This is a genomic window from Acinetobacter sp. AB03 (assembly GCF_058107045.1).
On sequence record NZ_JBUEBA010000002.1, the window covers coordinates 2,694,603 to 2,721,491 of the forward strand.

At 42.4% G+C, this 26,889-nt stretch carries 19 protein-coding genes; 9 read left to right on the forward strand and 10 right to left on the reverse strand.

Features of this window, described 5'->3' with window-relative positions:
• Positions 1-65: 65 nt before the first annotated feature.
• The 3 genes from ACY3FQ_RS13625 to ACY3FQ_RS13635 form a co-directional block, all read right to left on the reverse strand.
• Positions 66-1,655 carry a peptide chain release factor 3 gene (locus ACY3FQ_RS13625; RefSeq protein WP_004692398.1) on the reverse strand — a complete coding sequence of 530 codons (1,590 nt, stop codon included), beginning with the start codon at positions 1,653-1,655 and terminating at the stop codon, positions 66-68.
• Positions 1,656-1,823: 168 nt separating this feature from the next.
• Positions 1,824-3,902, reverse strand: a complete 2,079-nt coding sequence (locus ACY3FQ_RS13630; protein ID WP_201953615.1) for a bifunctional diguanylate cyclase/phosphodiesterase — start codon at positions 3,900-3,902, stop codon at positions 1,824-1,826.
• A 263-nt stretch (positions 3,903-4,165) separates the two neighbouring features.
• On the reverse strand, positions 4,166-6,361 hold the full coding sequence (locus tag ACY3FQ_RS13635) for a carboxy terminal-processing peptidase (RefSeq protein WP_201953613.1): 2,196 nt from the start codon (positions 6,359-6,361) through the stop codon (positions 4,166-4,168).
• A 241-nt stretch (positions 6,362-6,602) separates the two neighbouring features.
• On the opposite strand from ACY3FQ_RS13635, the gene nagZ reads away from it, so the two are divergent.
• Both nagZ and ACY3FQ_RS13645 read left to right on the forward strand, forming a co-directional pair.
• The gene (nagZ, locus tag ACY3FQ_RS13640; RefSeq protein ID WP_201953610.1) at positions 6,603-7,619 is read left to right on the forward strand and encodes a beta-N-acetylhexosaminidase; all 1,017 of its coding nucleotides are present in this window, start codon (positions 6,603-6,605) and stop codon (positions 7,617-7,619) included.
• A gap of 158 nt (positions 7,620-7,777) precedes the next feature.
• The gene (locus ACY3FQ_RS13645) at positions 7,778-8,653 is read left to right on the forward strand and encodes a class I SAM-dependent methyltransferase (protein WP_201953608.1); all 876 of its coding nucleotides are present in this window, start codon (positions 7,778-7,780) and stop codon (positions 8,651-8,653) included.
• A gap of 61 nt (positions 8,654-8,714) precedes the next feature.
• On the opposite strand, the gene ACY3FQ_RS13650 is transcribed toward ACY3FQ_RS13645, so the two are convergent.
• Entirely contained in the window at positions 8,715-10,046 is a 1,332-nt protein-coding gene (locus ACY3FQ_RS13650) for an alpha/beta fold hydrolase (RefSeq protein WP_489774194.1), read from the reverse strand.
• Between the two features lie 306 nt (positions 10,047-10,352).
• Here ACY3FQ_RS13650 and ACY3FQ_RS13655 point away from each other — a divergent pair, with 306 nt between their 5' ends.
• The 4 genes from ACY3FQ_RS13655 to ACY3FQ_RS13670 all read left to right on the forward strand — a co-directional run bounded on the left by ACY3FQ_RS13655 (position 10,353) and on the right by ACY3FQ_RS13670 (position 16,857).
• Positions 10,353-11,618: a glutamate-5-semialdehyde dehydrogenase gene (locus ACY3FQ_RS13655; protein ID WP_489774431.1), complete on the forward strand. Its 1,266-nt coding sequence runs from the start codon at positions 10,353-10,355 to the stop codon at positions 11,616-11,618.
• Between the two features lie 607 nt (positions 11,619-12,225).
• Positions 12,226-13,443: an acetate/propionate family kinase gene (locus tag ACY3FQ_RS13660; protein ID WP_004979078.1), complete on the forward strand. Its 1,218-nt coding sequence runs from the start codon at positions 12,226-12,228 to the stop codon at positions 13,441-13,443.
• Between the two features lie 55 nt (positions 13,444-13,498).
• Entirely contained in the window at positions 13,499-15,640 is a 2,142-nt protein-coding gene (gene pta, locus ACY3FQ_RS13665) for a phosphate acetyltransferase (RefSeq protein ID WP_489774196.1), read from the forward strand.
• A gap of 203 nt (positions 15,641-15,843) precedes the next feature.
• On the forward strand, positions 15,844-16,857 hold the full coding sequence (locus ACY3FQ_RS13670) for a hypothetical protein (RefSeq protein WP_087011403.1): 1,014 nt from the start codon (positions 15,844-15,846) through the stop codon (positions 16,855-16,857).
• Positions 16,858-16,912: 55 nt separating this feature from the next.
• Here the strand turns inward: ACY3FQ_RS13670 and ACY3FQ_RS13675 are convergent, their stop codons facing one another.
• Positions 16,913-17,422, reverse strand: a complete 510-nt coding sequence (locus ACY3FQ_RS13675; protein ID WP_087011402.1) for a DinB family protein — start codon at positions 17,420-17,422, stop codon at positions 16,913-16,915.
• A 109-nt stretch (positions 17,423-17,531) separates the two neighbouring features.
• Complete coding sequence (locus ACY3FQ_RS13680; protein WP_087011400.1) at positions 17,532-18,437, reverse strand: DMT family transporter; 906 nt, start codon at positions 18,435-18,437, stop codon at positions 17,532-17,534.
• A 178-nt stretch (positions 18,438-18,615) separates the two neighbouring features.
• Between ACY3FQ_RS13680 and ACY3FQ_RS13685 the strand changes: the two genes are divergently transcribed.
• The 3 genes from ACY3FQ_RS13685 to ACY3FQ_RS13695 all read left to right on the forward strand — a co-directional run bounded on the left by ACY3FQ_RS13685 (position 18,616) and on the right by ACY3FQ_RS13695 (position 22,247).
• Positions 18,616-19,476, forward strand: a complete 861-nt coding sequence (locus ACY3FQ_RS13685; RefSeq protein WP_114836448.1) for a helix-turn-helix transcriptional regulator — start codon at positions 18,616-18,618, stop codon at positions 19,474-19,476.
• Positions 19,477-20,068: 592 nt separating this feature from the next.
• Positions 20,069-21,595 (forward strand): fumarate hydratase, encoded by a 1,527-nt coding sequence (locus tag ACY3FQ_RS13690; protein ID WP_004692421.1) that lies wholly within the window; start codon positions 20,069-20,071, stop codon positions 21,593-21,595.
• A gap of 103 nt (positions 21,596-21,698) precedes the next feature.
• Positions 21,699-22,247, forward strand: coding sequence for a DUF2059 domain-containing protein (locus ACY3FQ_RS13695; RefSeq protein WP_126038208.1), 549 nt, complete (start codon positions 21,699-21,701; stop codon positions 22,245-22,247).
• Between the two features lie 5 nt (positions 22,248-22,252).
• Here ACY3FQ_RS13695 and ACY3FQ_RS13700 read toward each other — a convergent pair whose 3' ends face one another.
• The 4 genes from ACY3FQ_RS13700 to tig form a co-directional block, all read right to left on the reverse strand.
• Complete coding sequence (locus tag ACY3FQ_RS13700; protein ID WP_078425199.1) at positions 22,253-22,969, reverse strand: DUF2846 domain-containing protein; 717 nt, start codon at positions 22,967-22,969, stop codon at positions 22,253-22,255.
• A gap of 158 nt (positions 22,970-23,127) precedes the next feature.
• On the reverse strand, positions 23,128-24,438 hold the full coding sequence (clpX, locus tag ACY3FQ_RS13705) for an ATP-dependent protease ATP-binding subunit ClpX (protein WP_010325894.1): 1,311 nt from the start codon (positions 24,436-24,438) through the stop codon (positions 23,128-23,130).
• A gap of 28 nt (positions 24,439-24,466) precedes the next feature.
• Entirely contained in the window at positions 24,467-25,072 is a 606-nt protein-coding gene (clpP, locus tag ACY3FQ_RS13710) for an ATP-dependent Clp endopeptidase proteolytic subunit ClpP (RefSeq protein ID WP_004692427.1), read from the reverse strand.
• Positions 25,073-25,264: 192 nt separating this feature from the next.
• Positions 25,265-26,596, reverse strand: a complete 1,332-nt coding sequence (gene tig / locus ACY3FQ_RS13715; RefSeq protein ID WP_201953590.1) for a trigger factor — start codon at positions 26,594-26,596, stop codon at positions 25,265-25,267.
• Positions 26,597-26,889 lie beyond the last annotated feature (293 nt).

The following is a 26,889-nucleotide window of genomic DNA, read 5'->3' on the forward strand; positions in this document are numbered from 1 at the left end:
AATTAAAGTATCTTGCATAATAAAACAGCTTCACGAAGAAGCTGTTTTATTTTTTAACATCCCGATTAGTGTTCGCGGGTATTGCGGAACACGATGTCTGGATAGCGCTCTTGCATCAGTTGTAAGTTCACACGACTCGGTGCCAAGTAGGTCAAGTGACCACCGCCATCTACCGATAGTTGATCATGTGCTTTTTTCTTAAATTCATTGAATTTTTTGTCATCATCACATGACACCCAACGCACTGTATTAATACTCACAGGCTCGTAGACGCAGTCGACTTTGTATTCTTCTTTCAAACGGTATGCCACCACTTCAAACTGAAGCACACCCACTGCACCCACAATCAAATCATTGCTATTTTGCGGCATGAAGACCTGTGTTGCACCTTCTTCTGAAAGTTCTTTTAAGCCTTTTTGTAACTGTTTCGATTTCAATGGATCTTTCAAACGTACACGGCGGAACATTTCAGGGGCGAAGTGCGGGATGCCCGTGAATTGCAATTTTTCACCTGAGGTAAAAGTATCGCCAATTTGAATCGTACCGTGGTTATGTAAACCAATAATGTCACCCGGCCATGCTTCTTCTAGATGCTGACGATCACCAGCCAAGAAAGTCAAAGCATCACTAATACGCACATCTTTATCTAGACGCACATGCTTCATTTTCAAACCTTTTTCATATTTGCCTGAACAAATACGCATAAAGGCAATACGGTCACGGTGTTTCGGGTCCATATTGGCTTGAATTTTAAAGACAAAGCCAGTAAAACCCTCTTCAGTTGCTTCAACCAAACGATTTTCTGTTGGGTGCGCTTTAGGTTCAGGCGCATAGTTGCTAAATGCATCTAACACATGGTCTACACCAAAGTTACCTAATGCTGTACCAAACAATACAGGCGTTTGACGACCCGCAAGGAACTCTGTACGGTCTAAAGGCTCATTAGCCATTTGCACCAACTCTAGAGACTCTTCAAATGCCGCCCAAGCCAGCTCACCGACTTTTTCACGTAAGTCTGGATAGTCATAACCATCACGGACTTCGATTTCGGTAATGGTTGAACCAAAACCTGCTTTATACACATAAAACTTTTCTTCGATCAGGTTAAACACCCCAGCGAAGTCACGACCTGTACCAAGCGGCCAAGTGATCGGCACACATTTGATTTTGAGAACGTTTTCAATTTCATCCAACAGCTCTAAAGGCTCACGGATTTCACGGTCCATTTTGTTCACAAATGAAATGATCGGTGTGTCACGCATACGACACACTTCCATCAGTTTCACAGTACGATCTTCGACACCTTTTGCACCATCGATCACCATCAAAGCTGAATCGACCGCCGTTAAGGTACGATACGTATCTTCAGAGAAGTCTTCGTGTCCCGGCGTATCCAGCAGGTTGATCATCTTGTCTTTAAATGGAAACTGCATTACAGAGGTGGTGATCGAAATACCACGTTCTTTTTCCATTTCCATCCAGTCCGAAGTGGCAGCACGGTCCGATTTACGGCTTTTCACCATACCTGCAATCTGAATGGCCTGTCCCCACAACAGTAATTTTTCTGTCATGGTGGTCTTACCAGCATCGGGGTGGGAAATAATCGCAAAGGTACGACGCTGCGCAACTTGCGCGGCTAATTCATTTTTAAACATAAATTAAATCTGCAATTGATCATAGCCCTCATGATCGATACGACCATAAAGTCCTATAAAAGAAATTCTAAATTGGGCTAATTGTATCCGAATACCGCTTGAGCTTCTATTGTCTTTTATCAAGCGAAGCGAGAAAGCACCTCACGCCAAAGCGTTTCAATGAGTGGCTTAATTGAAATAAGTTGACGATGTGTACTCAAACTCTTCTAAGCGCTTAACATCCATAGGCATGCCCAACAAATAACCTTGTAATTGCTGACAGCCTAACCGCGACAAGATTTCCATTTGCAGGGGACTTTCTACACCTTCTGCTGTCACGACCAAACCCAAGCGAATCGCCAGATGAACAATACTTTCTAAGATCATTTCATCTTTTGAACCAACGGTCAGCTCATGAATAAAACCACGATCAATCTTCAACTCATCTACAGGTAGGTTTTTTAAATATAAAAAGCTGGAATGTCCTGTCCCAAAGTCATCAATCGCCAAACGAATCCCCATTTCACGTAACCGCTGTAAGGTACGAATGCTGCCTTCGATATGGTGCATGGCCGTACTTTCAGTGATTTCAATGATTAGATGATTTGGGTTGACCTTGTATTTATCAAAAAGATGCTCAAGATTATTAAATAAATGCTTATGCTCAAACTGCACCGCCGATAAATTCACAGCAATTGGATACAGTTCAATTTTCTCTCGTTCCCAGATTTGCAGTTGTTTACATGCTTGCTCCAAAGCCCAATACCCCATTTGGATGATCAGCCCCGTTTTTTCCGCACCTTTAATAAACATATTGGGGGTCAGCAAACCTAAAGTCGGATGCTTCCAGCGAATCAATGCCTCGACTCCACAAATCCGTTGATCTTGGATGGTAAATTTAGGCTGGTAATACAAAACAAACTGTTGTTCTTCTACGGCTTTATATAAGTCATTGATCAGCTTAGTTTGGCTTTTCGCTTCTTGTTGGTCAAAACTGTAATTAAAAATAGAATAGGTATTTCGTCCCTGATATTTTGAGGTCAGCATCGCTGCATCGGCATTAATCAGCAAATCCTGCAAATTACTACCATGTTCGGGATACATCGCAATACCAATACTCGCAGACACATTAATTTCTTTACCCGCAATCAAAAAGCTATCTTGAATCAACTCCAGCACGTGCTCCGCCATTTGGCACGCTTGCTCAGCAGTCGCCTGCTCCAGCACCATTAGAAACTCGTCCCCACCAATTCTGAGAATTTTTCCATTTTTACTTAAGTGGCGATGAATCCGAGTGGTCAGTTGAACCAATAATTGATCCCCAACATGGTGCCCAAAGACATCATTCACAGCTTTAAAGCGATCTAAATCGATATATAGAAAAGCAATGCTTTCATTGCGGAAGCGGTGATCTGTAAACAGAAAATGGGCGTATTCTGCCAAATACAATCGATTGGGGAGCTTGGTTAAATTGTCCTGTACCGCCTGATTTGCCAACTCTTTATTGGCCAGAGAGAGTTGAATATTACGCTCTTCTAAACGCTGCTCCAACACCGCAACAACAAATGTCGCCACCAAAATCAAACAGGTAATAAAGATAACAACAAATAAAACAATGCTTTGACCTGCTTCAAGGGGCATCACCAGCTTGTCACTATGGGTTGGATAGAACGAGACTGCTAGCATACCGGTATAATGCATACTCACGATGGTCAAGGCCATCATCCCTGCAACATACCATTGGTACAACAGTTTCTTACTGACTGCACTTTTATATTTAAAGATCAGCCAAAAGGTTAAACCCGAGCCACTAATCGCAATCAAGATAGAGAAAACTGTCAGCAAGGGATCATAAGCACTCTGATAGCCCTCAATAATCAGCCCCATCATGCCAGTATAATGCATACCCGAAATACCAAGCCCCATCAATACCGACCCCAAAACCAATCTTAAAAAAGGTAAGGTCTGACGCGTGGTCAACCAAATTGAAAAAACAGATGCAATAAAAGCAATAAAAAAAGAAAGAATTGTCAGTGCAGGGTCAAAATAACTATGCGTCGGCAAATCACAAGCCAACATACCCACAAAATGCATGGCCCAAATGGCACAGCCTAAGAAAAAACTACTGAGTAAAATGAGCACTGTTTGAAATTTTTTACGCCAAGTACGAAATAATAAGCGTTCGGTCGACACTGCAAAAAAACACGCCAACAATGCCACAACAATTGAACCTAATACCAAACTAAAATCGTAATGCACATGCATCATATAAAATGTCCGTATTAATTTCTCTTTTTCTTCATTTATATCCTTTTTATCAAAGGCGAAAAGCATTACTACCCGATTAAGAATCTTATACAAACAGGTTCAGGTCAAGAAAAAATCACAGAGATATCATTAGAATTTATAGATTTATTTTACCTAGCAGATTGCTTTAGCAGCATGCCAATCCCACATTTGTGTTTTGAATCACAATTTAAATAAAAAGCCAGTCGAAACTGGCTTTTTAATACATTGCATCAGAGATTAAACTATTTTGCAGTACCTTTTTGCAACTTGGCATAATCTAATAAGACATTTGCAGATTCAGTCACAAATGCTTCCTCTTCAGGCAATGCAGGACGTTGATTCGCTTTCATTTTAGCGCGTGCTTCAACCAAAGCTTCCATAGAAGCTTGATAGCTTTCCCAGTTTGCATAAGGCTTTTGTCCTGCAATCTGACGGCGCTTGTTTTCCGAATCTAAAGTCTGTTTTTCTAGTGCCAACAATTCAGCTTTACGTTGATCAATATCTAAAACCACACGTTTTTGATCTTCAGTCTTTTTCGAGATGTCTTTACGCTGTTCAAGATAGTTAAACTGCGGGTCGACTTTAACGCGTGCTTGCGACAGTTCACCTAAACGTTTTACATACGGTGCAATGCTGCCTTCACGTTTAAACGGTGCGGTTGGAATGGTGTCCCATTCAAGCGCATTTTTCGCTTTACGCTCACCAAACTCTTCATTGTAAATATCTACCAATTTCACATCTGGAATCACGCCTTTGTTTTGCGTACTGCCACCCGTTACACGGTAAAACTTACGTTGCGTTAGTGTCGCTTGACCATGCGCCAAGTTATCGAGCTGAACTTGTGCTGTTCCTTTACCTGTGGTGGTGCTACCAATCACAATGCCACGTTCATAGTCTTGAATCGCAGCAGAATAAATTTCGCTTGCAGACGCAGATGCTAAATTCACCATCACTGCCAATGGGCCTGCGTAGGTTTGCGCACCATTGTCATCGTCTTCGAAAACGCTGACATTGCCGTTACCATCTCGAATTTGCACCACAGGACCTGACTTAATCACCTGCCCAAGCATACGAGCTACTTCTTCAAGTGACCCCCCTGGGTTGTTACGTAAGTCGATAATAATCCCTGAGACATTCTTGGCCGCTAAAGTTTTCAGCGCATTGTTGGTATCTTCAGATACAGAACGATATTCTGTGCCCGCACGACGTGCACGATAGTTCAAATAGAAAGACGGTATTTCAATCACACCAAAAGTGTACTGCTGACCATCACGAGTCAGATTCACGGTACGTGAACGTACCCCAGCATCTTCTTCTTGAATGACGTCACGGGTAATGGTCACATTACGCGCTTGGCTCATCGACGCACCCGAGCCGAGTAAACGTATGGTGACTTTGGTACCACGTTTACCACGGATTAAGCCCACAATTTCATTGCTCGGCCAACCGATCACATCCACCATTTTTTCGCCATCTTGTGCCACACCAATGATGCGATCACCCGACTTCACCTGTCCAGACTTGCTCGCAGGGCCACCTTCTACAATGGTTTCTATTTTAGTGTAGTCTTCATTGCCCCGTTCAGGTCGAATCGACACCCCAATCCCTTCAAGCTGCAAAGTCGTCTGGCGGTTCAACTCCATTGCATCGACAGGTGGGAAATAGTTACTGTGCGGATCATAGGTAAGCGTCATTGCATTGAGTGTTTTGTCTAACACATCATCACTTTTCACCCGTGAAATACGTTCTAACTGGCGCATATAACGCTTGGTTAAGGTTTGTACTGGGGTTAAATCTTCCGAGCTAGTGAGATCTTGTCCATTGGCCAATTCTGGGTTGGCTTTAAGCGCTTTTTGCTTCGCCAACTCTTCTTCTTTGCTGATGGTCAAATTAATCAGCTGCGAAACCAACATTTTGTTCCAATGCTGACGCTGCGCTGCTTCATTGGCAAAATACGGTGCCTTTTCACGATCCGTTTCGATATAAACGTTGGCTTGTTTTAAATTCTGCGGCTTTTTCAGCTCATCCAGCATATACGTATAAAACTGGGTCAAACGATCACGATACTGTGCATGAATCGCATACGGTCCACTTAAGTCACCTGCTTTTAAAGCCGCACCTAAGTTTGAGCCATATTTACGCTTATAACTCTCTACTTCAGAGGCAAGAAACAGCGAATGGTCTGGATCTAAACTGTCCAGATAGAAATCGAGAATACGCGCCGATGTTTTCGCATCTAAACGTTGATTGAGATAATGTTGACGGTCAACCAAGGTCGCCAGTTGACGAGACACCAAAGCCTGCTCCTGCGACGGAACAATAGCTTGTTTGGTTACAGCGGTAGTTTCAGTCGCTGCAATAGCTTCATTAATGGCATGGGTGAAAAAGAATCCACCCGTTGCAATTGCAACCGCACAAGCAATGGTTTGAAGTTTCATAAATAATTCTTAGTTCCTTGGTTTTTGACCAAAATTACAATGTCATTTTTCGACATGAATTGAGAATATTCAAAATCTTAAACAACTTAATCTGTTTATGTCGTGTAGTTTTATCATAATCTGTGCTGACAAAATGTAGCAAATCATTGCAAAATTCGGGTATTGTTTTCGACGACCTGTTTCGCTCTTATTTCAGAGCCAAAACAGTCACTGACCAAAAAATCAAATACGGACACCCAATATGATTGGCGCATTGATGCTCGACATCGCAGGCACAGAACTTACTCAAGAAGATATTGCACTATTACAAGCACCGCAAGTCGGTGGCATGATTTTATTTGGACGAAATATTGAGTCTCCTGCACAAGTTCGCGCCCTCACCGACCACATGCGCCGAATTCGTCCTGATATTTTGATTGCTGTCGATCAAGAAGGCGGACGCGTTCAACGCTTAAAACAGGGCTTTAGCCTACTTCCAGCAATGGGTAAGTTTGGCGAGCTATTCTTAAGCGAACCTGAAAAAGCCTTAAGCCTGGCAGAACAATCTGGCTGGTTGATGGCGACAGAAGTGCTTGCCGTCGGTATCGACTTTAGCTTTGCCCCTGTACTCGACTTAAATGACATCAGTGATGTGATTGGGGACCGTGGCTTTGCCAAAAATATTCAAGACATCGTACCGCTGGCCAGTGCATTCCTAAAAGGGATGAAAGCCGCAGGCATGGCATCAACAGGCAAACATTTCCCCGGTCATGGTTCAGTCAAAGCAGACTCACATGTCGCAGCAGCCATCGACTCACGCACGTATGATGAAATTTATGCCAAAGATATGCAGACTTTTATTAAACTGATGCCACAGTTGGATGCACTCATGCCTGCCCATGTGATTTATAACCAAGTCGATCCAAACCCAGCAGGTTTTTCACCGTATTGGATTCAAACCGTTCTACGTCAGCAACTGGGCTTTGATGGTGTCTTATTCTCAGATGATTTAAGCATGCAAGCCGCATGTGTTGCAGGCGGTCCAGATGCACGCATTCAAGCCGCACTCCATGCAGGCTGTGACATGGGGTTGGTGTGTAATGACCGAGCAGCCGCATGTGTGGCTTTGGAAGGGATTAGCCAACTGGCGCTGCCAAACCAAGCTCGCTTAGAACGCATGCGTGGTCAGATTCCAAACGTCAACGTCCAATCGACGCTGCATTTAGGTGAAGATTGGGCCAAAGTACGCGACCAAGTGGAACTGTTTAGATTAAGTTAAGCACTTCATCTTTGACCATTTCAACCTCGATATTTCGGACAAAGGGACATCACAAGATGTCCTTTTTTCATTATGATAAACTCAAAATAAATCAACAGGCTTGCTCTGCATTGCCCAAACAACAACACTAAAACAACAAAATATCGGGTACGGATACCATGACAGATGCTTTATCGGCTCATCGCCACATCTCTTTTACTGCGCACTATACAGGCTATATTTGGTATAGCATGGGCATCTCACATCCCGTATTTGCCACCCGCAAAGGGAAGTTACTGGCCAAACTGGTGCATCCACTCGAAAGCTGGGCTGAGAAACATGTCGGTGGCAGTATGCGCACGACCTTAAAACAGCGTCATCAAATGATTGATGACCACCTCAGCGCGCTGATCCAACAGTACCCAAACTTACAAGTTTTAGAAATTGCCAGTGGCTTGTCGCCACGCGGCTGGAGCTTTCGCCAACAGTATCCTGAGATTGACTATCGTGAACTCGACTTACCGGACATGGCACAAATCAAAACTCAGGCCTTAAAACAGATCGATCAGACCAGTCCTGCGGTTCTCTCTGCCGACTTATTTAGCACGGATTTTGCCCGTGCCTTTGAGGTGTTTGACCCAAACCGCCCCTTGGTGGTGGTGAGTGAAGGTTTGATCAACTACTTTAGCAAAGACATGCTCGCTCAACTGCTACAAGGCATTGTCCAATACGGACAGCAGTTTGATCAGTTATATTATCTGACGGACCTCTACCCTGAACCTGTAAAAAATAAGCTGGCTAACTTTATCTGGAGCAGTAGCAAGCTTTTAAAATGGATGTCCCGTAGCGCCTTTGGCTTTCACTTTGTCAGTCCGCCTGAATCGGCTCAGTTTTTCAAACAAGCGGGCTTTCATACTGTTACTGTTCACCAACCCACTTTAGCTTTCAATAGTACTCAGTCCGACACTTCAAACTTAGATCAGCAGGACCACTTAGGCGACTTGGTCTGGTTGGTACATAGCCAATGGCAAAAGCCCAATCAACCCGAGCAATAGCCTGAAACCCAACCCATAAAAAAACAGCGATGAAACGCTGTTTTTTATTTTTGACTTTCACTTAACTCACAGCTTCGAGCAACGTCTGTTCTTGTTTCTGACGCCCCACAAAGCGAAGCAGTCGCTCTGCAAGTTCAAAACTGCCATGTTTAAACAAGGCACGAAGGTACGGTCCATCTTCCGCAAAAATTAAACATTCAATCTGAAATGCACCTTCTTCATCGCTCAAGTGCAAAGCTAAATCACGCGGATATTTAACCGCTATAGCAGCTAAGTCTGACTCAAAGCGTAAAAGCACCCCAAAGTAGTTCAAGTCCACCACTTCTGTCGCAATCACCAAATCCGAATGTCGATAGCTTAAGAAAGTTTCGGGCTGTTGAATCTGAACTCGCTCTTCACCACGGCTCTCCATTTCCAACATTTGTGCTCGACTAAAGGGGATAATTCCGTCTAAGTGTTGAATGGACTCATCCTTCAGAAACGTCGCAAACAAGTGCATGGTTTCTTTACGGCGTTGTAGTTGTGGCACATGGTCTGCATTGGCAATTTGCGCATATTCCATATCAGGACATTGCAAAGCAAAGTTGGCATTTTCATGTGGCAAGGTAAAACTGTCATATTGGCCACAGGCCACCAAGACTTTGCACTGTGGAATCGGCACATCGGTGAGACGAAGCAAACGATTGCAGTTGATTTCATAGCGCTCTTGTTCTGTTGCCGTAAACTCCGCCATCTGCCTGAAGAACAAACGCTTGGCTGTGGGTGACATTTTGGTTTTATCCATTTTAGCATGATTGACCAAATACAAAATCACGGCCTGACCAAATTCATCCATGCGTTGTTCACGCATTAAATGTAACGATTCCTCCAGCAACATCCGCCAGCTTTTACGGGTCTTTTGCATCACACCCATTAAAATCATACGGTCAATCAGCTCTGGTCGTTGATCGGCCAAACAAGACGCCACCACTGAGCCCAGTGACATGCCCATCACTGAAACTTTGTCTAATCCTTCAATATCCAACCAAACGCCGAGCATTTTCGCGAGATCACCCAGTTCTAACGTGCCCGCAGACAAGCCTGTATCGATATTACGAATTTGTTGATTGGCACCCATTGAAGGCAGATCAATCAGGACAATCGGACCGGCATCGAGCAGTTGTTCAACACAGTATTTGTAGGAATTAAAGTTTTGAAATGCCCCACCAATAATCACGATAGGCGTGCGATGGAATGACTCTGGCCGAGCAATCGCCATGTATTCGACTTTCCAGCCCTCAATCCATGTGGTTCGTGCAGGTTCTTTAAAGCTGTTACGATGGTAAACATCAAAAAAACCTAAGCGTAAATTCGCGTCATACAGCTCGGCATCCATTTGAATCATAGAATTCATGTTCCTTCCCTCTACTCTTGCCTATACTTTTTGTTTTGCAAGAAATGCACGATCACGCCTGTCAACGATAACAGGGTGTTCAGTGTTGTAATAATTATGCAAGGACTTCATGTCCTAAAATTCATTCTATACAGAGCACTGTTTTACACGCAACAGATTGTGCAACCGCTTGTCATGTTTTAGATAAAAAACAATTTCAAAATATGTATAAGTCCGCCTCTACACTGGATTTTTCATGTAGAGACTATGCGGTCGAGTGTTAGGCTGTTACTATCTTCTGTGAAATTTCTAAGTGATCAAACCGCTATGCAAGAGTCGATTGAACAATATATGCAAACGGTAGGACAGCAAGCACGTCAAGCTTCTCGTATTTTGGCGCGTGCCTCTACCGAAACTAAAAACAATGCGTTGTCAGCTATTTATACTGCGTTAGTCAACAGTGAGCCCACTATTTTAGCGGCGAACCAAGCAGATATGAACAAAGCGAACAGCAACAACTTAGACAGTGCTTTACTTGATCGCTTAGAACTGTCTCCCGCACGCTTTAAAGGCATGTTGCAAGGCTTAAAAGATGTGATTGGCCTCAAAGATCCTGTTGGTGAAATCACCGATATGGCCTATCGTCCGTCAGGAATCCAGCTTGGTAAGATGCGCGTTCCTTTAGGCGTGGTTGGCATGATTTATGAATCTCGCCCAAATGTGACCTTAGAAGCCGCATCTTTAGCACTAAAGTCTGGTAATGCCATTATTTTACGTGGTGGTTCTGAAGCGCTCGAATCCAATAAAGCCATTGCTGAAGCCATCCAACGCGGTTTAAAACTGGCGGGTTTACCTGAACATGCGGTTCAAGTGATTAACACCGCAGACCGCGCAGCCGTGGGTCAACTGATTACACTCACCGAATTTGTCGATGTGATTGTTCCACGTGGAGGCAAAGGCCTGATTGAACGTATCAGCAATGAAGCCCGTGTCCCTGTAATTAAACACTTGGATGGGAACTGTCACGTTTATGTTGAAGCACAGGCTGACCTACAAAAAGCCCTACCGATTGCGCTCAATGCAAAAACTCACCGTTACGGCGTGTGTAATGCAATGGAAACTTTGCTGGTCGATGAAAAAGTCGCAGATGAGTTTTTACCACGTGTCGCTGAGCTCTACACTGAAAAACAAGTAGAATTGCGTGGCTGTGCTCAAACTCAGCGCATTTTAGGTACGGCAGTCAAAACGGCGACCGAAGAAGATTGGTACACGGAATATCTTGGTCCAATTTTGGCAGTGAAGGTGGTGTCTGGTATGGAAGAAGCGATTGAGCATATCAATAAATACGGCTCACACCATACCGATTCGATCATTACAGAAAACTACTCTCTAGCTCGTGAGTTCTTGGCCGCTGTTGATTCGAGTTCTGTCATGATCAATGCCTCGACCCGTTTTGCCGATGGTTTTGAATATGGCTTAGGTGCAGAAATTGGCATCTCAACTGATAAAATCCATGCTCGTGGCCCAGTCGGTTTAGAAGGCCTGACTTCACAAAAATGGATTGTGTTTGGTGATGGTCAAATTCGCCAATAACTCATCCAGCACATTTAAAATATCTATGTTCAGCTCTTTCCAAAGGGCTGAACATTTTTTATATCTGAACACTGCAAGCACTCTCAAAACAAAAGCATTATCATCATAAGATGCACGCGTATTTTACTGATCCCCTATCAGCTGTTGTTTTGACTTGATATCCCTCTTTTTTACATTAAGGCATTTGCCAACTCAATCAGTGCCATTTCAATGCAAATGATTAAAATCTAGAGGAAATCATGCTTTTTTTGACGGTCACATTGATTGTGCATGTGATTATGTATGGGTCTAAAATGAAATATTAAAAATAAACAGGAAAGCCACAATATATTCAGCTCTTTTCAGCAGATAGCGTGTTATTTTTAAAGGGTTGAAGCTGATGAATAATTCAGCATCATTTCATGAATAAATGAAAATCATGAACCGATAAATTTTAATTATTATTCATCAGATGGTCGATAGTGCTTAAGTCTAATCACCTAAAGTCTATCTTGGACTAAAAATATACACATGATACAACATAAAAAATGATCAAGATTGCATAAGAACGTACTGCATGAAGATCAGTTCTAGGACGGATAATTCAATTAGAATCAGGTATTAAAACGTGTCTACATCAGTATTAGTAATTAACTGCGGATCTTCATCAATCAAATATGCGCTCGTTTCTGAACGTCGTGAAGATCGTATTTTCGGTTTAGCTGAGAACTTAGGTTCTGCTGACGCTCGTATCAAAGGCATTACAGCGGGTGGTCAACCCCTTGAATTGTCTATTCCACATGCCGATCATGAAAAAGCATTGGAAACCATCTTAGAACGCCTTTCACATTATAACCCTCAAGCCATTGGTCACCGCGTAGTACACGGCGGTACATTGACCAAAGCTGAGCTTTTAACAGAAGAAATTGTAGAACGCATTCGTGCAGCAACACCACTTGCACCATTACACAACCCTGCGCACTTGGTTGGGATTGACGCCACGATGCGTTTATTCCCAGAGCTACCTCAAGTGGCTGTATTTGATACAGCATTCCACCAGACTATGCCTGCACATGCTTACCGCTATGCTGTGCCAAAATTTTTATACACTGAGCATAATGTCCGTCGCTATGGCTTCCACGGCACGAGCCATGCTTATGTGTCTGAACGCGGTTCAGAACTGGCTGGTAGCTTCAAACAAGGAGGCTGGTTAACTGCACACTTGGGTAATGGTAGCTCTACTTGTGCAATTTGGAATGGACAAAGTGTCGATACCTCAATGGGCTTAACTCCACTTGAAGGTGTCGTGATGGGCACACGCAGTGGTGATGTCGATCCAAGCTTACATAGTTTCCTTGCCAACAACCTAGGCTGGGACATTTATAAAATTGATAAAATGTTGAATAGCCAATCGGGCTTACTCGGCCTATCTGATCTATCAAATGACATGCGTACTTTGATTGAAGCCTCAGAACAAGGTAATGAAGATGCAACTTTAGCTATTGAAGTGTTCTGCTATCGCCTAGCAAAATCATTGGCCGCACTGAGCTGTGGTCTACCACGTCTTGATGGCTTATTCTTCACGGGTGGCATTGGTGAGAACTCGGCATATATTCGTGAAAAAACAGTCGCTTTCCTACCGCACTTTGGTTTTAACTTGAGTAAAGAAGCCAATGACAGTTTAAAACGCGGTACCGAAGGTCGTATTGATACAGGTACAGGTCCACAAATTTGGGTTGTGCCGACCGATGAAGAAGGCCGTATTGCCAAAGAAACTGCATCCGTGGCCGATGAGGTGATTCAAACTGCTGCAAAAAAGTCTGAAGACAATGTAGCGATCGCTTAAGTGGTCGTTACATTCCCTCAAGTCTGTTTTAAATTCTTGTATGACGAATAAATATATGAAAACGATTTTACTTGTGCCCACTGGGGAAGGCGTCGGCTTAACATCCGCTTGTCTGGGTTTGGTTTATGCGCTGGAATGCCAAGGTGTTAAGGCTGGATTTTTAAAACCTTTTTCTCAAGAACTGAGCACGGGTGCAGACCGTACCACAGCGCTCTATCACCATGTTTCAAAAAACGAAACCGTTGAACCGATTAGTTATCACACCATTTTGCAACAACTCAGTGCAGGTGAAAATGATGAGTTGCTTGAAGATGCGGTTCGTTTGCACCGTGCTATTGCGCGTAAGCATGACCTGATTATTGTTGAAGGCTTAGTTCCGAATAGCCGAGATTCTTTTGCTTCTGAACTAAATGCACAACTTGCGCAAGCACTCGATGCCAAAGTCATTATTGTCAGTAATGCAGACATTAACAAGCCAAGCGCGACGGCTGAAAAAGTCGATAGTCAACTACGCTACTTTGGGGGTACGAGTTCAGAGCGAACTGCGGGTGTGTTATTGATGCGCACCAAAGGCTTGCCCGATGACTCAGCACACATTCCAGTGACGTTTGACCCAAGTCTGCGTTTAATCAGCGATACCAATAAATTTATAATTGAGCTCCAAAAGACCCATGCAAAGCTCGGATTAGACAAACTCCCTGTAATCGGCTTGGTTCCGTTTAGCAACACGCTCAGCGTACCGCGTATATCAGACTTGGCTTCGCACATTCAAGCGGAATGGATCAATCAAGGCGATGCGACCCAACGTCGTGTGTTGCATAGCAGTTTGATTGCATCGAACATTGAGCATGAACTACATAAGTTTGTCGCAGGTGAGCTGATCATTAGTGCATCAGATCGTATCGATGTGCTTTTGGCATCCAGCTTAGCCAGCAGTAACGGTATTCCATTGGCAGGTTTGGTATTAACTGAACACCATACGCCAAACGAGCAAGTGCTTGCATTCTGCCAAACAGCGATTAAGCAAGGCTTACCAATTTTACATACAGCGCTCAGCACGTTCGACACGGCGCAGAGCTTAGCCAATCTCAGCAATGAAATCCCAGTCGATGATACGGAACGTGCTGAACAAGTCACTCGTTTTGTGTCGAGCCATATCAATGAAGAATGGCTAACAGCAATGTTAAATGGCTCGTACCAACCTCGCCTCTCGCCTTCGGCTTTCCGTCATGAATTGGTCCAAAAGTCGATTGCTGCGAAGAAACGCATTGTCCTCCCTGAAGGCGATGAGCCACGTACAGTTCAAGCTGCGGCCATTTGCCAATCTCGTGGCATTGCACACTGTATCTTATTGGCGAAACCTGAAGCTGTAGTAGAAGTGGCAAAAGCACGTGGCATCGAGCTTCCACATGACTTAGAAATTATCGATCCAGATTTAATTCGTGAAAACTATGTCGAAAAAATGGTGGAACTGCGTAAAGGCAAACTGAACGAGCTACAAGCGCGTGAACAGCTACAAGACACTGTCGTTCTGGGCACCATGATGTTGGCACTCGATCAAGTCGACGGTTTAGTTTCAGGTGCAATACACACCACAGCCAATACTGTACGCCCAGCATTCCAACTGATTAAAACAGCGCCTGAGTATTCACTGGTCTCTTCCGTGTTCTTTATGCTGTTACCCAATGAAGTCTATGTTTATGGCGACTGTGCGATTAACCCAGACCCAAATGCCGAAGAGCTCGCTGAAATTGCGATTCAATCGGCTGATTCGGCAAAGGCCTTCGGTTTAGACCCACGTATTGCCATGATTTCATACTCAACGGGTACCTCTGGTGCCGGAGCTGAGGTTGAAAAAGTCGCTGAAGCAACACGTATAGCAAAAGAACGTCGTCCTGATCTGTTGATTGATGGGCCGCTTCAGTACGATGCAGCATCGGTTGAAAGCGTCGGACGCTCGAAAGCACCTGATTCTAAAGTTGCAGGTCGTGCCAATGTGTTTATTTTCCCTGACTTAAACACAGGCAACACCACCTATAAAGCCGTACAACGCTCTGCCAATGTGGTAAGTGTAGGCCCAATGTTGCAAGGTTTGAACAAACCTGTAAATGACTTGTCTCGGGGCGCTTTGGTCGATGACATCGTCTTTACGATTGCACTCACTGCAATTCAAGCGGAACAGCAAGCAACAGCGTAAAGCAACTTGAGCTGATCAAAACCATCCAACTGAGCAGTTGGATGGTTTTTTATTTTATAGCGCTCAACAATATGACCAAAGCTTAACTTCTATATATTTACGAACATAGCCCAAACACAGATAAAACAGTAAGACTTTACTTTTCAGAAACTTAAGAAATATACTCAAGCCATATAATTAAATTCTAAATCATTGGTCTCATAATGAATAAAAAATGGCTTCCAATTCTAATAGTGACAACATTTTCACTGACAGCATGTAATGAATCTAAACAGCATCAAACACCGTCAGACTCAACCACAGCATATAAAAACTTAAGTATAGCCAATCTAGCTGACATTAAAGCGGATCTTGATACCCTAGATCAGATTTCGAATAAAAACTCTCAAGCCATTTTGAACGCACAAGATGCGCTTAAAGCGGCTCGTCAAAATAAAGAAGTCGATACCATCCCCGCCCTGCTAGAACAACTGAAAACCCATTCTCTTGCGTTTAATACTGCACTAGATGCAACAAACTTCAAAAGCCAAGAAGGCGCTGCGTTACGTGAGAAATTTAAGCAAGTCCATTTACTTGGTGTGGAACTGGCACAAGAAAATACTAAAAGTCCGCCACAGATGCAGCGTATAACAGCACTTGAAGCAGAAATCAGCGTCATACAACAAAGCTCTATCAGTGAAATGAGAGCCTTACAACACATGATTTACCCTCAACTGAATTCAGAGGCATTAAACAACACGCGACAACAGGTAAAATCAGACCCTGAGCTCAATGTTACGGCTCATACCCCACCCCATAGCACCTCACATCTGAGTCAAGATAATGCTGCAGACATCAAACATGACCTTATTGCGCTCTGGGCACAATCAAGTGCAGCCACCAAACAAGAAGCAGAAAACTCAAGGTGGGAGATAAAACATGCGATGGAAAAAAAAGATCTTCGTGCTCTGAAAACTGCAATTGAAAAATCAAACAAACGCATTCAAAGTCTGAATCAAAATTACGACGCTGTGTCTCTCAAAAGCTCGGAAGTTGCCGCAGCCCGTGAGAAGCTCATAAAAAACAATAATCTTCAAATTGAAATGGGTAATATTATCTTATCCAGCTCGCCAGATAGACAAAAGTTTGAGGAGTTGCAAAAGAAACGATCCAATTCTCAAAAAATGGTTGAGATTGAGATGGAAGCACTTTGGATTAAAGCCAATACAGCATCATGATGAGGGCGTCGTATCAGCTCGATTCCATTATTTTACAAAACCAACCGCAGCTCTCTTAAACAGGCAGATTTTCTTCTATCAACATATATACCATATCAATCTCTGGGCATGGATAACCCATTGAAGTTAAAGCCGCTGTCACTTGCCCTCTGTGATGCGTTCCATGATTAAACACATGCAATAATGTAGCAGCATAGGGCAGACTCATTTCTTGTCCAGCTGATGTTTTGTACTGTAAATCATGTCCAAATTTTTCCACATCAACATGTTTTAATAAATCTATCCAGTTGTAAGCCCTGCTCTCTAACTCAAACATGAGTTTATCTTTATCCCTTTCTACGATGGTATTTAACTTCAATGTAGAAGATGGTTTCGATGAAAACCGAGGAAACCATAGATAATGCTCACCAACAAGCAAGTGATTCAACGTTCCAGAAATACTTTTGAAGAAAAGTCCGCATTGAGCATTGAAATCTTCATCAGAGACATTTTTTAAAACGCGGTTTAATTTTTGAGTAGACCACACGTTGTAACGAGCGAATAATTCAAACATTTTTAAATCCATTTATAAAGCCCTGCATGAAGTCCTCTAAAATGAGCATAATACAAAGGATGAAAAACACCTAAATCTTTCATTTCTAAGGTAGAATCACTTTAGATTTTCTTGCGCACACCTAACTTCGCTTCAACATTTGACTGAATTTCAACTTGGGCGGCTTGATAAAGAAAATTGCATTACCACATAAAATCAAAATCACCCCAATGATCGCATTCATATGCCATTGATACCCTTCCCAAATGGTCGAAATCACCAAAGCCACCAAAGGAAATAACAAAGTACTATAAGCTGCCTTACCCGCACCAATCCGTCCAACCAAATAGAAGTAGGCGGTAAAGCCAATCACTGAACCAAAAACAGCCAAATACAATAAAGCACTCACCGCACTGAATTCCATAGTAGGGAAAAACTCGTCTTGTTTAAATCCAGCAATCAATGCCATCAAGATTGAACCATATAGCATGCCATAAGCATTGGTGGTAAAAATATCCAGACCTTGTTTTTGATGACGCGCACTGATCATATTGCCCAGTGAAAACCCATAGGTTCCTAACACACAAAGGCCAATCCCCATCAGCGTATGATTATTTAAGGTACTCCCTATCACATCATGCCAAAACAAGGCGATGATCCCCAATCCACCCAACAAAGCCGCAGGATAAAAACGGGTAGACACCTGTTGTCCAAAGAACAGTTTAGCGTTGAGGGTATTAAAAATGACCGCCATCGAAAAAATAACAGCCTCCAAACCGCTGCTGATATATTGAACCGCATAATAGAAACAAACAAAGTTAAAACCAAAAATACAGCACGCTTGCAACACACAAAACAGATGGTCTTTTACAGCCAGCTTTTGCAGTTTTCGGCACAACACAACAAAAGCAAACAACACCAGAGCCGAAATAAAGAAGCGCCAAAATACTGCTACATTGGGCGATATTCCACTTTGTTGTTGCAAACTAATCGCAATCCATGTCGTTCCCCAGATCACCACCACCAAAGCATATAACAGCGCATTCATACTCTTTCAACCAAACTCAAACCACTCGCGCTATTGTGCTTGGTTAGGTCTCTCATTTCTTGCACCTTCTTGTGGTCATTATCATGAACTTGTGATTTTTTACTGATTTTCTGCTATAGATGACAAAATGAAATCAAAGTCCTACACTGAATCTTCCATTCGGCACTGCGTATAGATGATGAAATATCAGATTCTAGATCAATTACAACAACATAAAGCTCAACTCCTCGACTCGGTCGAATTGGGTTCGGGCATGCAGTTGGCCATGTGGCAAAACAACCAAGACCGTGTCAGTGTTTGTAGTAACCACCATACGCTTAGTATGTACATTCAAGGGGGATATCACAGTTATCAAAAGACAGCTCAAGGTTGGCATAATGGCGGTGGGCCAGATCATATGTGCTTGATGCCACAGGATTTTGAATCCACTTGGGATCTGCGCGACCCTCTGACTTTTGTGCATTTGTACTATACTGAACAACATTTACAACGCGTCGCCGAACAGGTGTGGGATCGTGAGCCAAGCCAAATTATTTTAAATCCACAAAGTTTCGTGGCCGACCCACAGATTGCTATGATCTATCGACATTTTTTACTCAATGGGGCTTGGCAGAACAGAGAAAATCACTTGCAGATGAGTACTGCCACAACGCTTCTGCTCAACCATCTAATTAAAAATTATAGCCATACCGAATGGCAAGTCCCTGAAGTCAAAGGTGGGCTGTCCCCGTATACCCTGAAGCAGTTATTAGAATGGATTGATCAGCATATTCAGCAAAGCTTGACCTTATCAGATTTGGCCGAGCAAACTCAGCTCAGTGAATATCATTTTGCCCATATGTTTAAGCAATCCATGCACATGCCACCGCACCAATATGTGATGCAACGTCGACTTGAACTGGCACACCAAGCTCTACAGCACACATCTGCCAATATGACGGACATTTCGGAACAGTATGGATTTAGCTCCAGCAGCCATTTCAGTCATCGCTTTAAAAAGTACTTTGGCTACTCTCCATCTCAAATGCGGAAAAACTAGAATCCATCGATAGGATAAAGCGAAGATTTGAAGATTTGAAGATTTGAAGATTTGAAGATTTGAAGATTTGAAGATTTGAAGATTTGAAGATTTGAAGATTTGAAGATTTGAAGATTTGAAGATTTGAAGATTTGAAGATTTGAAGAGAGCTTAAAACAAAAAAAAAGAAGATAAAGCTTAAGCCTGATCTTCTTTTTGACCATACATCCAAGTCGCTGCGATATATACACAAAAGCCCGCAGCCATCACTAAACCTGTCAACATGTTCGATGTCCTATTGTTTGATGAATGCATTATGCGAAAGTTTTATGACAACTTTATGACAGTGTTGTCATATTTCAAAGATTATTATTTTTTCATTATATTCAACATCTTAAATAATAAATAATATTCACAAACCGAATTTAAAAGTGAAATATTTCATTGAATTCAGGCTTTTTGTCATATTTACCACCATTTATAACCCCATTTTCTCATCAATTTCGTTCAACTATTAAACTTTCGCCCAAAGCCTTCGCAAAACATCCACAACCTCGGCATTTTGTCTTATAATTTAGCCCGCTAGCTATCAGCCCGCTCAAGAGATATTTGTATGACCACTATTATCAAGCAAGATGATTTGATCACATCGGTCAAAGATGCGCTTCAGTTCATTTCTTACTATCACCCACAAGACTTCATCCAAGCGATGAGCCGTGCGTATGATCGTGAAGAGAACAAAGCCGCGAAGGATGCGATCGCACAAATCTTAATTAACTCGCGTATGTGCGCAGAGGGTCACCGCCCAATCTGTCAAGATACAGGTATCGTCAACGTATTCGTTGAAGTGGGCATGGATGTTAAATTTGATTTAACTATGAGCTTAGACGATGCAATCAACGAAGGTGTACGTCAGGGTTACTTAGAAAACTCAAACGTACTGCGTGCTTCTGTATTGGCTGACCCTGCTTTTGGTCGTAAAAACACCAAAGACAACACCCCTGCTGTGATCTACCACAAACTTGTTCCAGGCAACAAAGTGGATATTACCGTTGCGGCAAAAGGTGGTGGTTCAGAAAACAAATCTAAACTGGCTATGTTAAACCCATCAGACTCAATCGTGGATTGGGTGCTTAAAACTGTTCCAACCATGGGTGCAGGCTGGTGTCCACCAGGTATGTTGGGTATTGGTATTGGTGGTACTGCTGAAAAAGCCATGATGCTTGCAAAAGAATCGCTCATGGAAGAAATCAACATGGACGAATTACTTCGTCGTGGCCCTGAAAATAAAATCGAAGAACTTCGTATGGAAATCTTCGAAAAAGTAAACGCACTAGGTATTGGCGCGCAAGGCCTAGGTGGGTTAACCACAGTTCTAGATATTAAAATTAAAGATTACCCATGTCACGCTGCGGGCAAACCAGTGGGTATGATTCCAAACTGCGCAGCGACTCGTCACGCGCACTTCCAACTTGATGGTACAGGTGTTGCACACATTCAAGCACCTAAACTTGAAGACTATCCATCAGTCACTTGGGATTCATCAACCTCTAAGCGCGTTGACCTCGACACCATTACCCAAGAAGAAATGAACGCTTGGCAACCAGGCGACACCTTACTTCTGAATGGTACAATTTATACAGGTCGTGATGCTGCACACAAACGCATGGTCGACATGCTGAACAATGGTGAAGAGCTTCCTGTCGACTTAAAAGGTAAATTCATTTACTACGTTGGCCCTGTAGATCCAGTCGGTGATGAAGTGGTTGGTCCTGCTGGCCCAACAACAGCAACACGTATGGACAAATTCACACGTCAAGTGCTTGAAGCAACTGGTATGTTCGGCATGATCGGTAAAGCGGACCGTGGTCCTGCAGCGGTTGAAGCAATCAAAGACAATAAAGCGACTTACTTGATGGCAGTGGGCGGCGCAGCTTACCTTGTGTCTAAAGCAATTCGTGAAGCTGAAGTGGTTGCTTTTGCTGACTTAGGTATGGAAGCGATTTACAAATTTGTAGTGAAAGACATGCCTGTATCGGTAGCAGTTGATGTGAATGGTACGTCTATTCACGCAACAGCACCAAAAATCTGGCAAGCCAAAATTGGTAAAATTCCAGTAGTCGATGCTGCAGCGGGCTAAAACTTAAGTTTTACTTTTTTGGATACCCTTAACATGCTAAGGTCATGTTAAGGGTATTTTTTTGCCTACTTTTATAGACTTAATCAAAAGATATAGACCAACAATGAAAAAATTAAATCACATCCTTTGCGGTATTACCTTATGTGTCCTCAGCACAGCTTCTTTTGCCAAACCCGCGACCGAAGCATCGGTAGAAAAAGCACTCAAACTAGGCGATATTAAAGGTACATTAGCGCAATCTCAGCAAGAAATGCGCCCCGTTTATGACCAACAAGCCGAAGAAATTATTAAGAATATTTTTAAAACATCAACACTCAATGCTGAACAACAAAAAGCAGCCAAGCAAATCGCCGAAATCACGGCATCGTTTAGCAGTAAATTGATTTCAGATCCTAAATTTATGCAAATGCTTAAAAATGTCTATATGCAGACCTTTACCGAAGAGGAAGTGTTGGCCAACATTCAGTTTCTTGAAACACCTCTAGGCCAGTCTATCAATAAAAAAAGCAGCAAAATGATGAGTGAAATCATGCGCAATAGCATCGCCATGTCTGCTGAAATGATGCAAGATCCAGCTATTCAGCTGGAAATGAATCGTCAAATTGAAAAGACCCTGGCACCATTATTTGAACAAGCCAAAAAAGTACAGTAGCTCACTTACCAGGTTAAAGGATTCCACAGCTTAAAAGGCTTCATCAGCTGAACATCTTCACTTGGGTCATATTTGGCAGGTTTAAGTTTTTGCGCTTTCTTTCGTAGCTCACCCGTGTGTTGATCTTCCGCGACAAAGTTGTAGCTGTTCGACTTTAACTGGGTAAATGCAATTTCTTGAATCGCAATTTTTTCAGGGATAACCGCCAAAGGCCCCGAAACATCACGACGTGTGGATAAGTTCTCTTCATCGTACTTGATGAAATAAGACTGCCCTGCTTCTACGCTAAAATCGATATATTTCGGCTTTTGAAAATGGTTAATACCCAAAGGCCGACTACTCGATAAACGATAAGTCCCTGCGGGTAATTCGACCCAATAGTAATGATTGTTCAGCAGGCTTGGAATGCGCTCTTTATTGATAAATAAACTCGATGCCACAATTTCTTGTCGATTCCATTTTGAGTCTGGACGATACAGATAAACCATCGCGGCTTGTTCATGCTGGGGTTGGACACGCTGAAAACGCTGTCCTAATTTTTGGTTGACCCATCCACCTACGCTAAACACCCCAATGCGATACTGCTCGACCATACCTGGATCGTGTTCAAAATCAATCTCATGACTGAGGGTTGATGTTAATTCAGGTTGTTCAACTGTCACTTTTCCATGACAACCCAATAAAATTAAACTGCTTAAAAGCGTAATCGTCATTGCACGCATGACTATTCCTCACGACGTATTTTTATTTTGATACTGAATTTTTAGTTTTAATCTAGGCATCCCAGCCTATTGATGCAGAGTAGCATTCCCTCTTTTTTTTGAATATAAAAAAACGTGTGAAAACACTCGATTTTCACACGTTTCGGATGAATAACAACTTAAGCGGACTTTGAATTAATCACTTTTAAATCAACTTTAGCTGCATCTTTCTGTTCGATTCTTGGTAAACGCTCTGGCTTAAATAATGGTGCAGCCGTACCGTTAATCACGTCTTCATTCACCACAACCGTACCAACATCGGTACGACTTGGTAAATCATACATGGTTTCAAGCAGCGTATTTTCCAAAATAGAACGTAAGCCACGTGCACCCGTATTGCGGTCTAAGGCTTTTTTCGCCACAGCACGTAGTGCTGAGTCTTCAAAAACCAGATCAACATTTTCCATATCAAACAAATGTTGATATTGACGGGTCAATGCATTTTTCGGTTCAGTCAGAATTTGCATCAAAGCTTCTTCATCTAACTCTTCCAAAGTCGCAATTACAGGTAAACGACCAATAAACTCTGGAATCAGACCAAATTTCACCAAATCTGTCGCTTCAACTTGACGGAACAAATCAGACAATTTCTTGCCTTCATCTTTCTTCTTCACTTCAGCCGTGAAGCCGATTCCACCTTTTTCTTGGCGCTGTTGTACGATTTTCTCAAGACCCGAGAATGCCCCACCACAGATAAACAAGATATTTGAAGTATCAATTTGAATGAATTCTTGCTGCGGATGCTTACGACCACCTTGAGGTGGAATAGAGGCAACCGTACCTTCGATCATTTTCAGTAACGCTTGTTGTACACCTTCACCCGACACATCACGCGTGATCGATGGGTTTTCAGACTTACGGGTAATCTTGTCGATTTCGTCGATATAGATAATACCTTTTTGCGCTTTTTCTACATCGTAGTCTGCTTTTTGTAGAAGCTTTTGTACAATGTTTTCAACATCTTCACCGACATAGCCTGCTTCGGTAAGTGTCGTGGCATCAGCCATAGCAAAAGGAACATCAAGAAGACGGGCCATGGTTTGCGCAAGCAAGGTTTTACCCGAACCCGTTGGTCCTACTAATAAGATATTACTTTTCGCAATTTCAACAGCATCATCGTGTTTATGTCCACCATGTGTCGCTTTAAGGCGTTTATAGTGGTTATAGACAGCAACTGACAAGGTTTTCTTTGCCACATCTTGACCAATGACATATTGATCTAGTGCCGCACGAATCTCGTGAGGTTTAGGCAAGGGTTTTGCAGCCCAGTCACCCGACTCAACTTGTTGACTGGTTTGCACCAAGTCTAAGCATACGTCCACACATTCATTACAGATGTACGCGTCCTCGCCTGCTATCAGTTTCCCAACTTCAGACTGCGTTTTACCGCAAAATGAACAATGCTTTTGTCCTTGAGGATGTTCGGACATATTCACTCCAATTCTAAACTTTTAAAACTTATGGACGTTTAGATAACACTTCGTCCACGAGACCATATTCTTTTGCAGCTTGCGCTGTCATAAAGTTATCACGGTCAGTATCACGTGCCACAGTTTCATAGTCTTGACCACTGTGCTCTGCCATTAAACGGTTTAAACGTTCTTTAATAAACAGAATTTCACGTGCATGAATTTCAATATCAGATGCCTGACCACGGAAACCACCTAACGGTTGGTGGATCATGACACGTGCATTTTCAAGGCAATAACGTTTACCTTTCGCACCTGCATTCAGCAAGAAAGCACCCATTGATGCTGCTTGACCCATACAGTAGGTCACAACATCTGGTTTAATAAATTGCATGGTATCGTAAATCGCCATACCCGCAGTCACCGAACCACCTGGCGAGTTAATGTAAAGATGAATATCTTTATCTGGATTTTCCGCTTCTAAAAACAACATTTGCGCGACAATCAAATTCGCCATGTTATCTTCAACTTCACCAGTCATAAAAATGACGCGTTCACGCAAAAGACGTGAATAAATGTCAAATGAACGTTCACCGCGAGATGACTGTTCTACAACCATTGGAACTAAGGCATTATCGATAGTTGGAATATACATACGTTTACTTATTCCTAAATTTTTTGTTACTCAACTCATAGTCACAATATGAGGGATAATTGCTGAAAATGCAAAATATTCCCAAGTAAATAACAGATATTTTTTGCATAAGCTTTGTGAACGCAAGGCCTTTTACAAACCCAGATCACAATAAAAAAGGCGCTCAAAGCGCCTTTTTTACTTTAGCTAAACTTAGCCTTGTTGACGAGCTTGTTGCTCTTTCAATAAGTCTTCGTAGCTTACAGCAGTATCCGTTACTTTAGCAGACGCTAAGATGTGATCAACCACTTGGTCTTCTAACACAACAGCTTCGATTTGCGAACGTTGTTGTTTGTCATTTTTGAAGTATTCGATCACTTCAGCTGGATCTTCATAAGAAGAAGCCATGTCTTCGATGTAAGCTTCAACACGTGCTTGATCTACTTCGATTTTAGCATCAGCTAAAACTTTACTTACCAGTACGCCTAATTTTACAGATTTTTCAGCTTGTTCTTTGAACAATTCATCTGGAAGCATGCTTGAGTCAAATGCTTTCGCACCTTGAGCACCAAATTGCTGAGTAAACTGTTGAATCATTTGTTGACGTTGACGGTCAACTTCTTGAGCAACCATAGACGCAGGAAGTTCAACTTCGTTTGCAGCTACAAGCGCATCAAAAGCTGCACCTTTCACTTGATTACGCAAACCATTTTTCACTTCACGTTCCATGTTTTTACGAACGTCAGCTTTTAACTTATCAATGCCTTCTTCTTCAGTTAGACCAAAGATTTTAAGGAATTCAGCATCAACTTCTGGAAGTTTTTGTTTTTCAACAAGCTTCACAGTGATTTTGAATTGAGCTGATTTACCAGCAAGGTTTTCAGCTTGGTAATCTTCAGGGAAAGTTACATCAATAACTTTCTCTTCGCCTTTCTTCATACCAACGATGCCGTCTTCGAAGCCAGGGATCATACGACCTGAACCTAAAACAAGTTTAAAGTCTTCTGCAGAACCGCCTTCAAACTTTTCACCGTCTACTGAACCTTCAAAGTCGAAAGTGACTTGCATGTCTTTTTTAGCCATGCCTTTTGTTTCAGCCCAAGAAGCACGTTGCTTCTGAAGGTTTTCGATCATTTGATCAACATCTTTGTCGTTTACTTCAGATGCTTTACGTTCAACTTCTAAACCATCAAATTTCACGTTAACTTCTGGATAAACTTCAACAGTCGCTTCGTATACAAGCGCGTCGTCTTTTAATTCAGATTTTTCAATGTTTGGCATGCCAACAGCATTGATTTTTTCTTGTTGGATCGCTTCAAATACTGTGTCACGAATAATGTCGCTTACGACTTCTTGGTAGATACCCGCGCCATATTCACGACGAACAACATTTACTGGCACTTTACCTGGACGGAAGCCGTTGATCTTCACAGTTTTAGCAGTGCGTTTTAAGCGAGCTTCGAACTGCTCGTTAACACGGCTCGTCGGTACAGATACATTTAAACGACGGGTAACACCCGAAACCGCTTCAGAAGTTACTTGCATGGCTTCCTCAATCTTTTGGTAAGAACAATTTTAAAAAGTGCCACATTATATGACAACATTGAACGATATACAAAACACCCGATTGAAACCACATATTTTTTTCTTCATTTATCGTTTTTTATTTTGAATATTTTTAAATCGCTACTGATTAAGCGCAAAGTATTATATTTTTTATGGCTTTTTGTTGAAAATGATAAATATTACCATTAATATTTGCGTCAACTTTGATCGTTTTTTTCAATTTTTTTCTCGTCCATCATTGGAACTCTAGTTATGAGTAAGTTTAATCTACA

Coding starts and splice junctions, on each gene's coding strand:
- ACY3FQ_RS13625 (WP_004692398.1), bottom strand. CDS start 1,655: ATGTTTAAAAATGAATTAGCCGCGCAAGTTGCGCAGCGTCGTACCTTT.
- ACY3FQ_RS13630 (WP_201953615.1), bottom strand. CDS start 3,902: ATGATGCATGTGCATTACGATTTTAGTTTGGTATTAGGTTCAATTGTT.
- ACY3FQ_RS13635 (WP_201953613.1), bottom strand. CDS start 6,361: ATGAAACTTCAAACCATTGCTTGTGCGGTTGCAATTGCAACGGGTGGA.
- nagZ (WP_201953610.1), top strand. CDS start 6,603: ATGATTGGCGCATTGATGCTCGACATCGCAGGCACAGAACTTACTCAA.
- ACY3FQ_RS13645 (WP_201953608.1), top strand. CDS start 7,778: ATGACAGATGCTTTATCGGCTCATCGCCACATCTCTTTTACTGCGCAC.
- ACY3FQ_RS13650 (WP_489774194.1), bottom strand. CDS start 10,046: ATGAATTCTATGATTCAAATGGATGCCGAGCTGTATGACGCGAATTTA.
- ACY3FQ_RS13655 (WP_489774431.1), top strand. CDS start 10,353: ATGCAAGAGTCGATTGAACAATATATGCAAACGGTAGGACAGCAAGCA.
- pta (WP_489774196.1), top strand. CDS start 13,499: ATGAAAACGATTTTACTTGTGCCCACTGGGGAAGGCGTCGGCTTAACA.
- ACY3FQ_RS13670 (WP_087011403.1), top strand. CDS start 15,844: ATGAATAAAAAATGGCTTCCAATTCTAATAGTGACAACATTTTCACTG.
- ACY3FQ_RS13675 (WP_087011402.1), bottom strand. CDS start 17,422: ATGGATTTAAAAATGTTTGAATTATTCGCTCGTTACAACGTGTGGTCT.
- ACY3FQ_RS13680 (WP_087011400.1), bottom strand. CDS start 18,437: ATGAATGCGCTGTTATATGCTTTGGTGGTGGTGATCTGGGGAACGACA.
- ACY3FQ_RS13685 (WP_114836448.1), top strand. CDS start 18,616: ATGAAATATCAGATTCTAGATCAATTACAACAACATAAAGCTCAACTC.
- ACY3FQ_RS13690 (WP_004692421.1), top strand. CDS start 20,069: ATGACCACTATTATCAAGCAAGATGATTTGATCACATCGGTCAAAGAT.
- ACY3FQ_RS13695 (WP_126038208.1), top strand. CDS start 21,699: ATGAAAAAATTAAATCACATCCTTTGCGGTATTACCTTATGTGTCCTC.
- ACY3FQ_RS13700 (WP_078425199.1), bottom strand. CDS start 22,969: ATGCGTGCAATGACGATTACGCTTTTAAGCAGTTTAATTTTATTGGGT.
- clpX (WP_010325894.1), bottom strand. CDS start 24,438: ATGTCCGAACATCCTCAAGGACAAAAGCATTGTTCATTTTGCGGTAAA.
- clpP (WP_004692427.1), bottom strand. CDS start 25,072: ATGTATATTCCAACTATCGATAATGCCTTAGTTCCAATGGTTGTAGAA.
- tig (WP_201953590.1), bottom strand. CDS start 26,596: ATGCAAGTAACTTCTGAAGCGGTTTCGGGTGTTACCCGTCGTTTAAAT.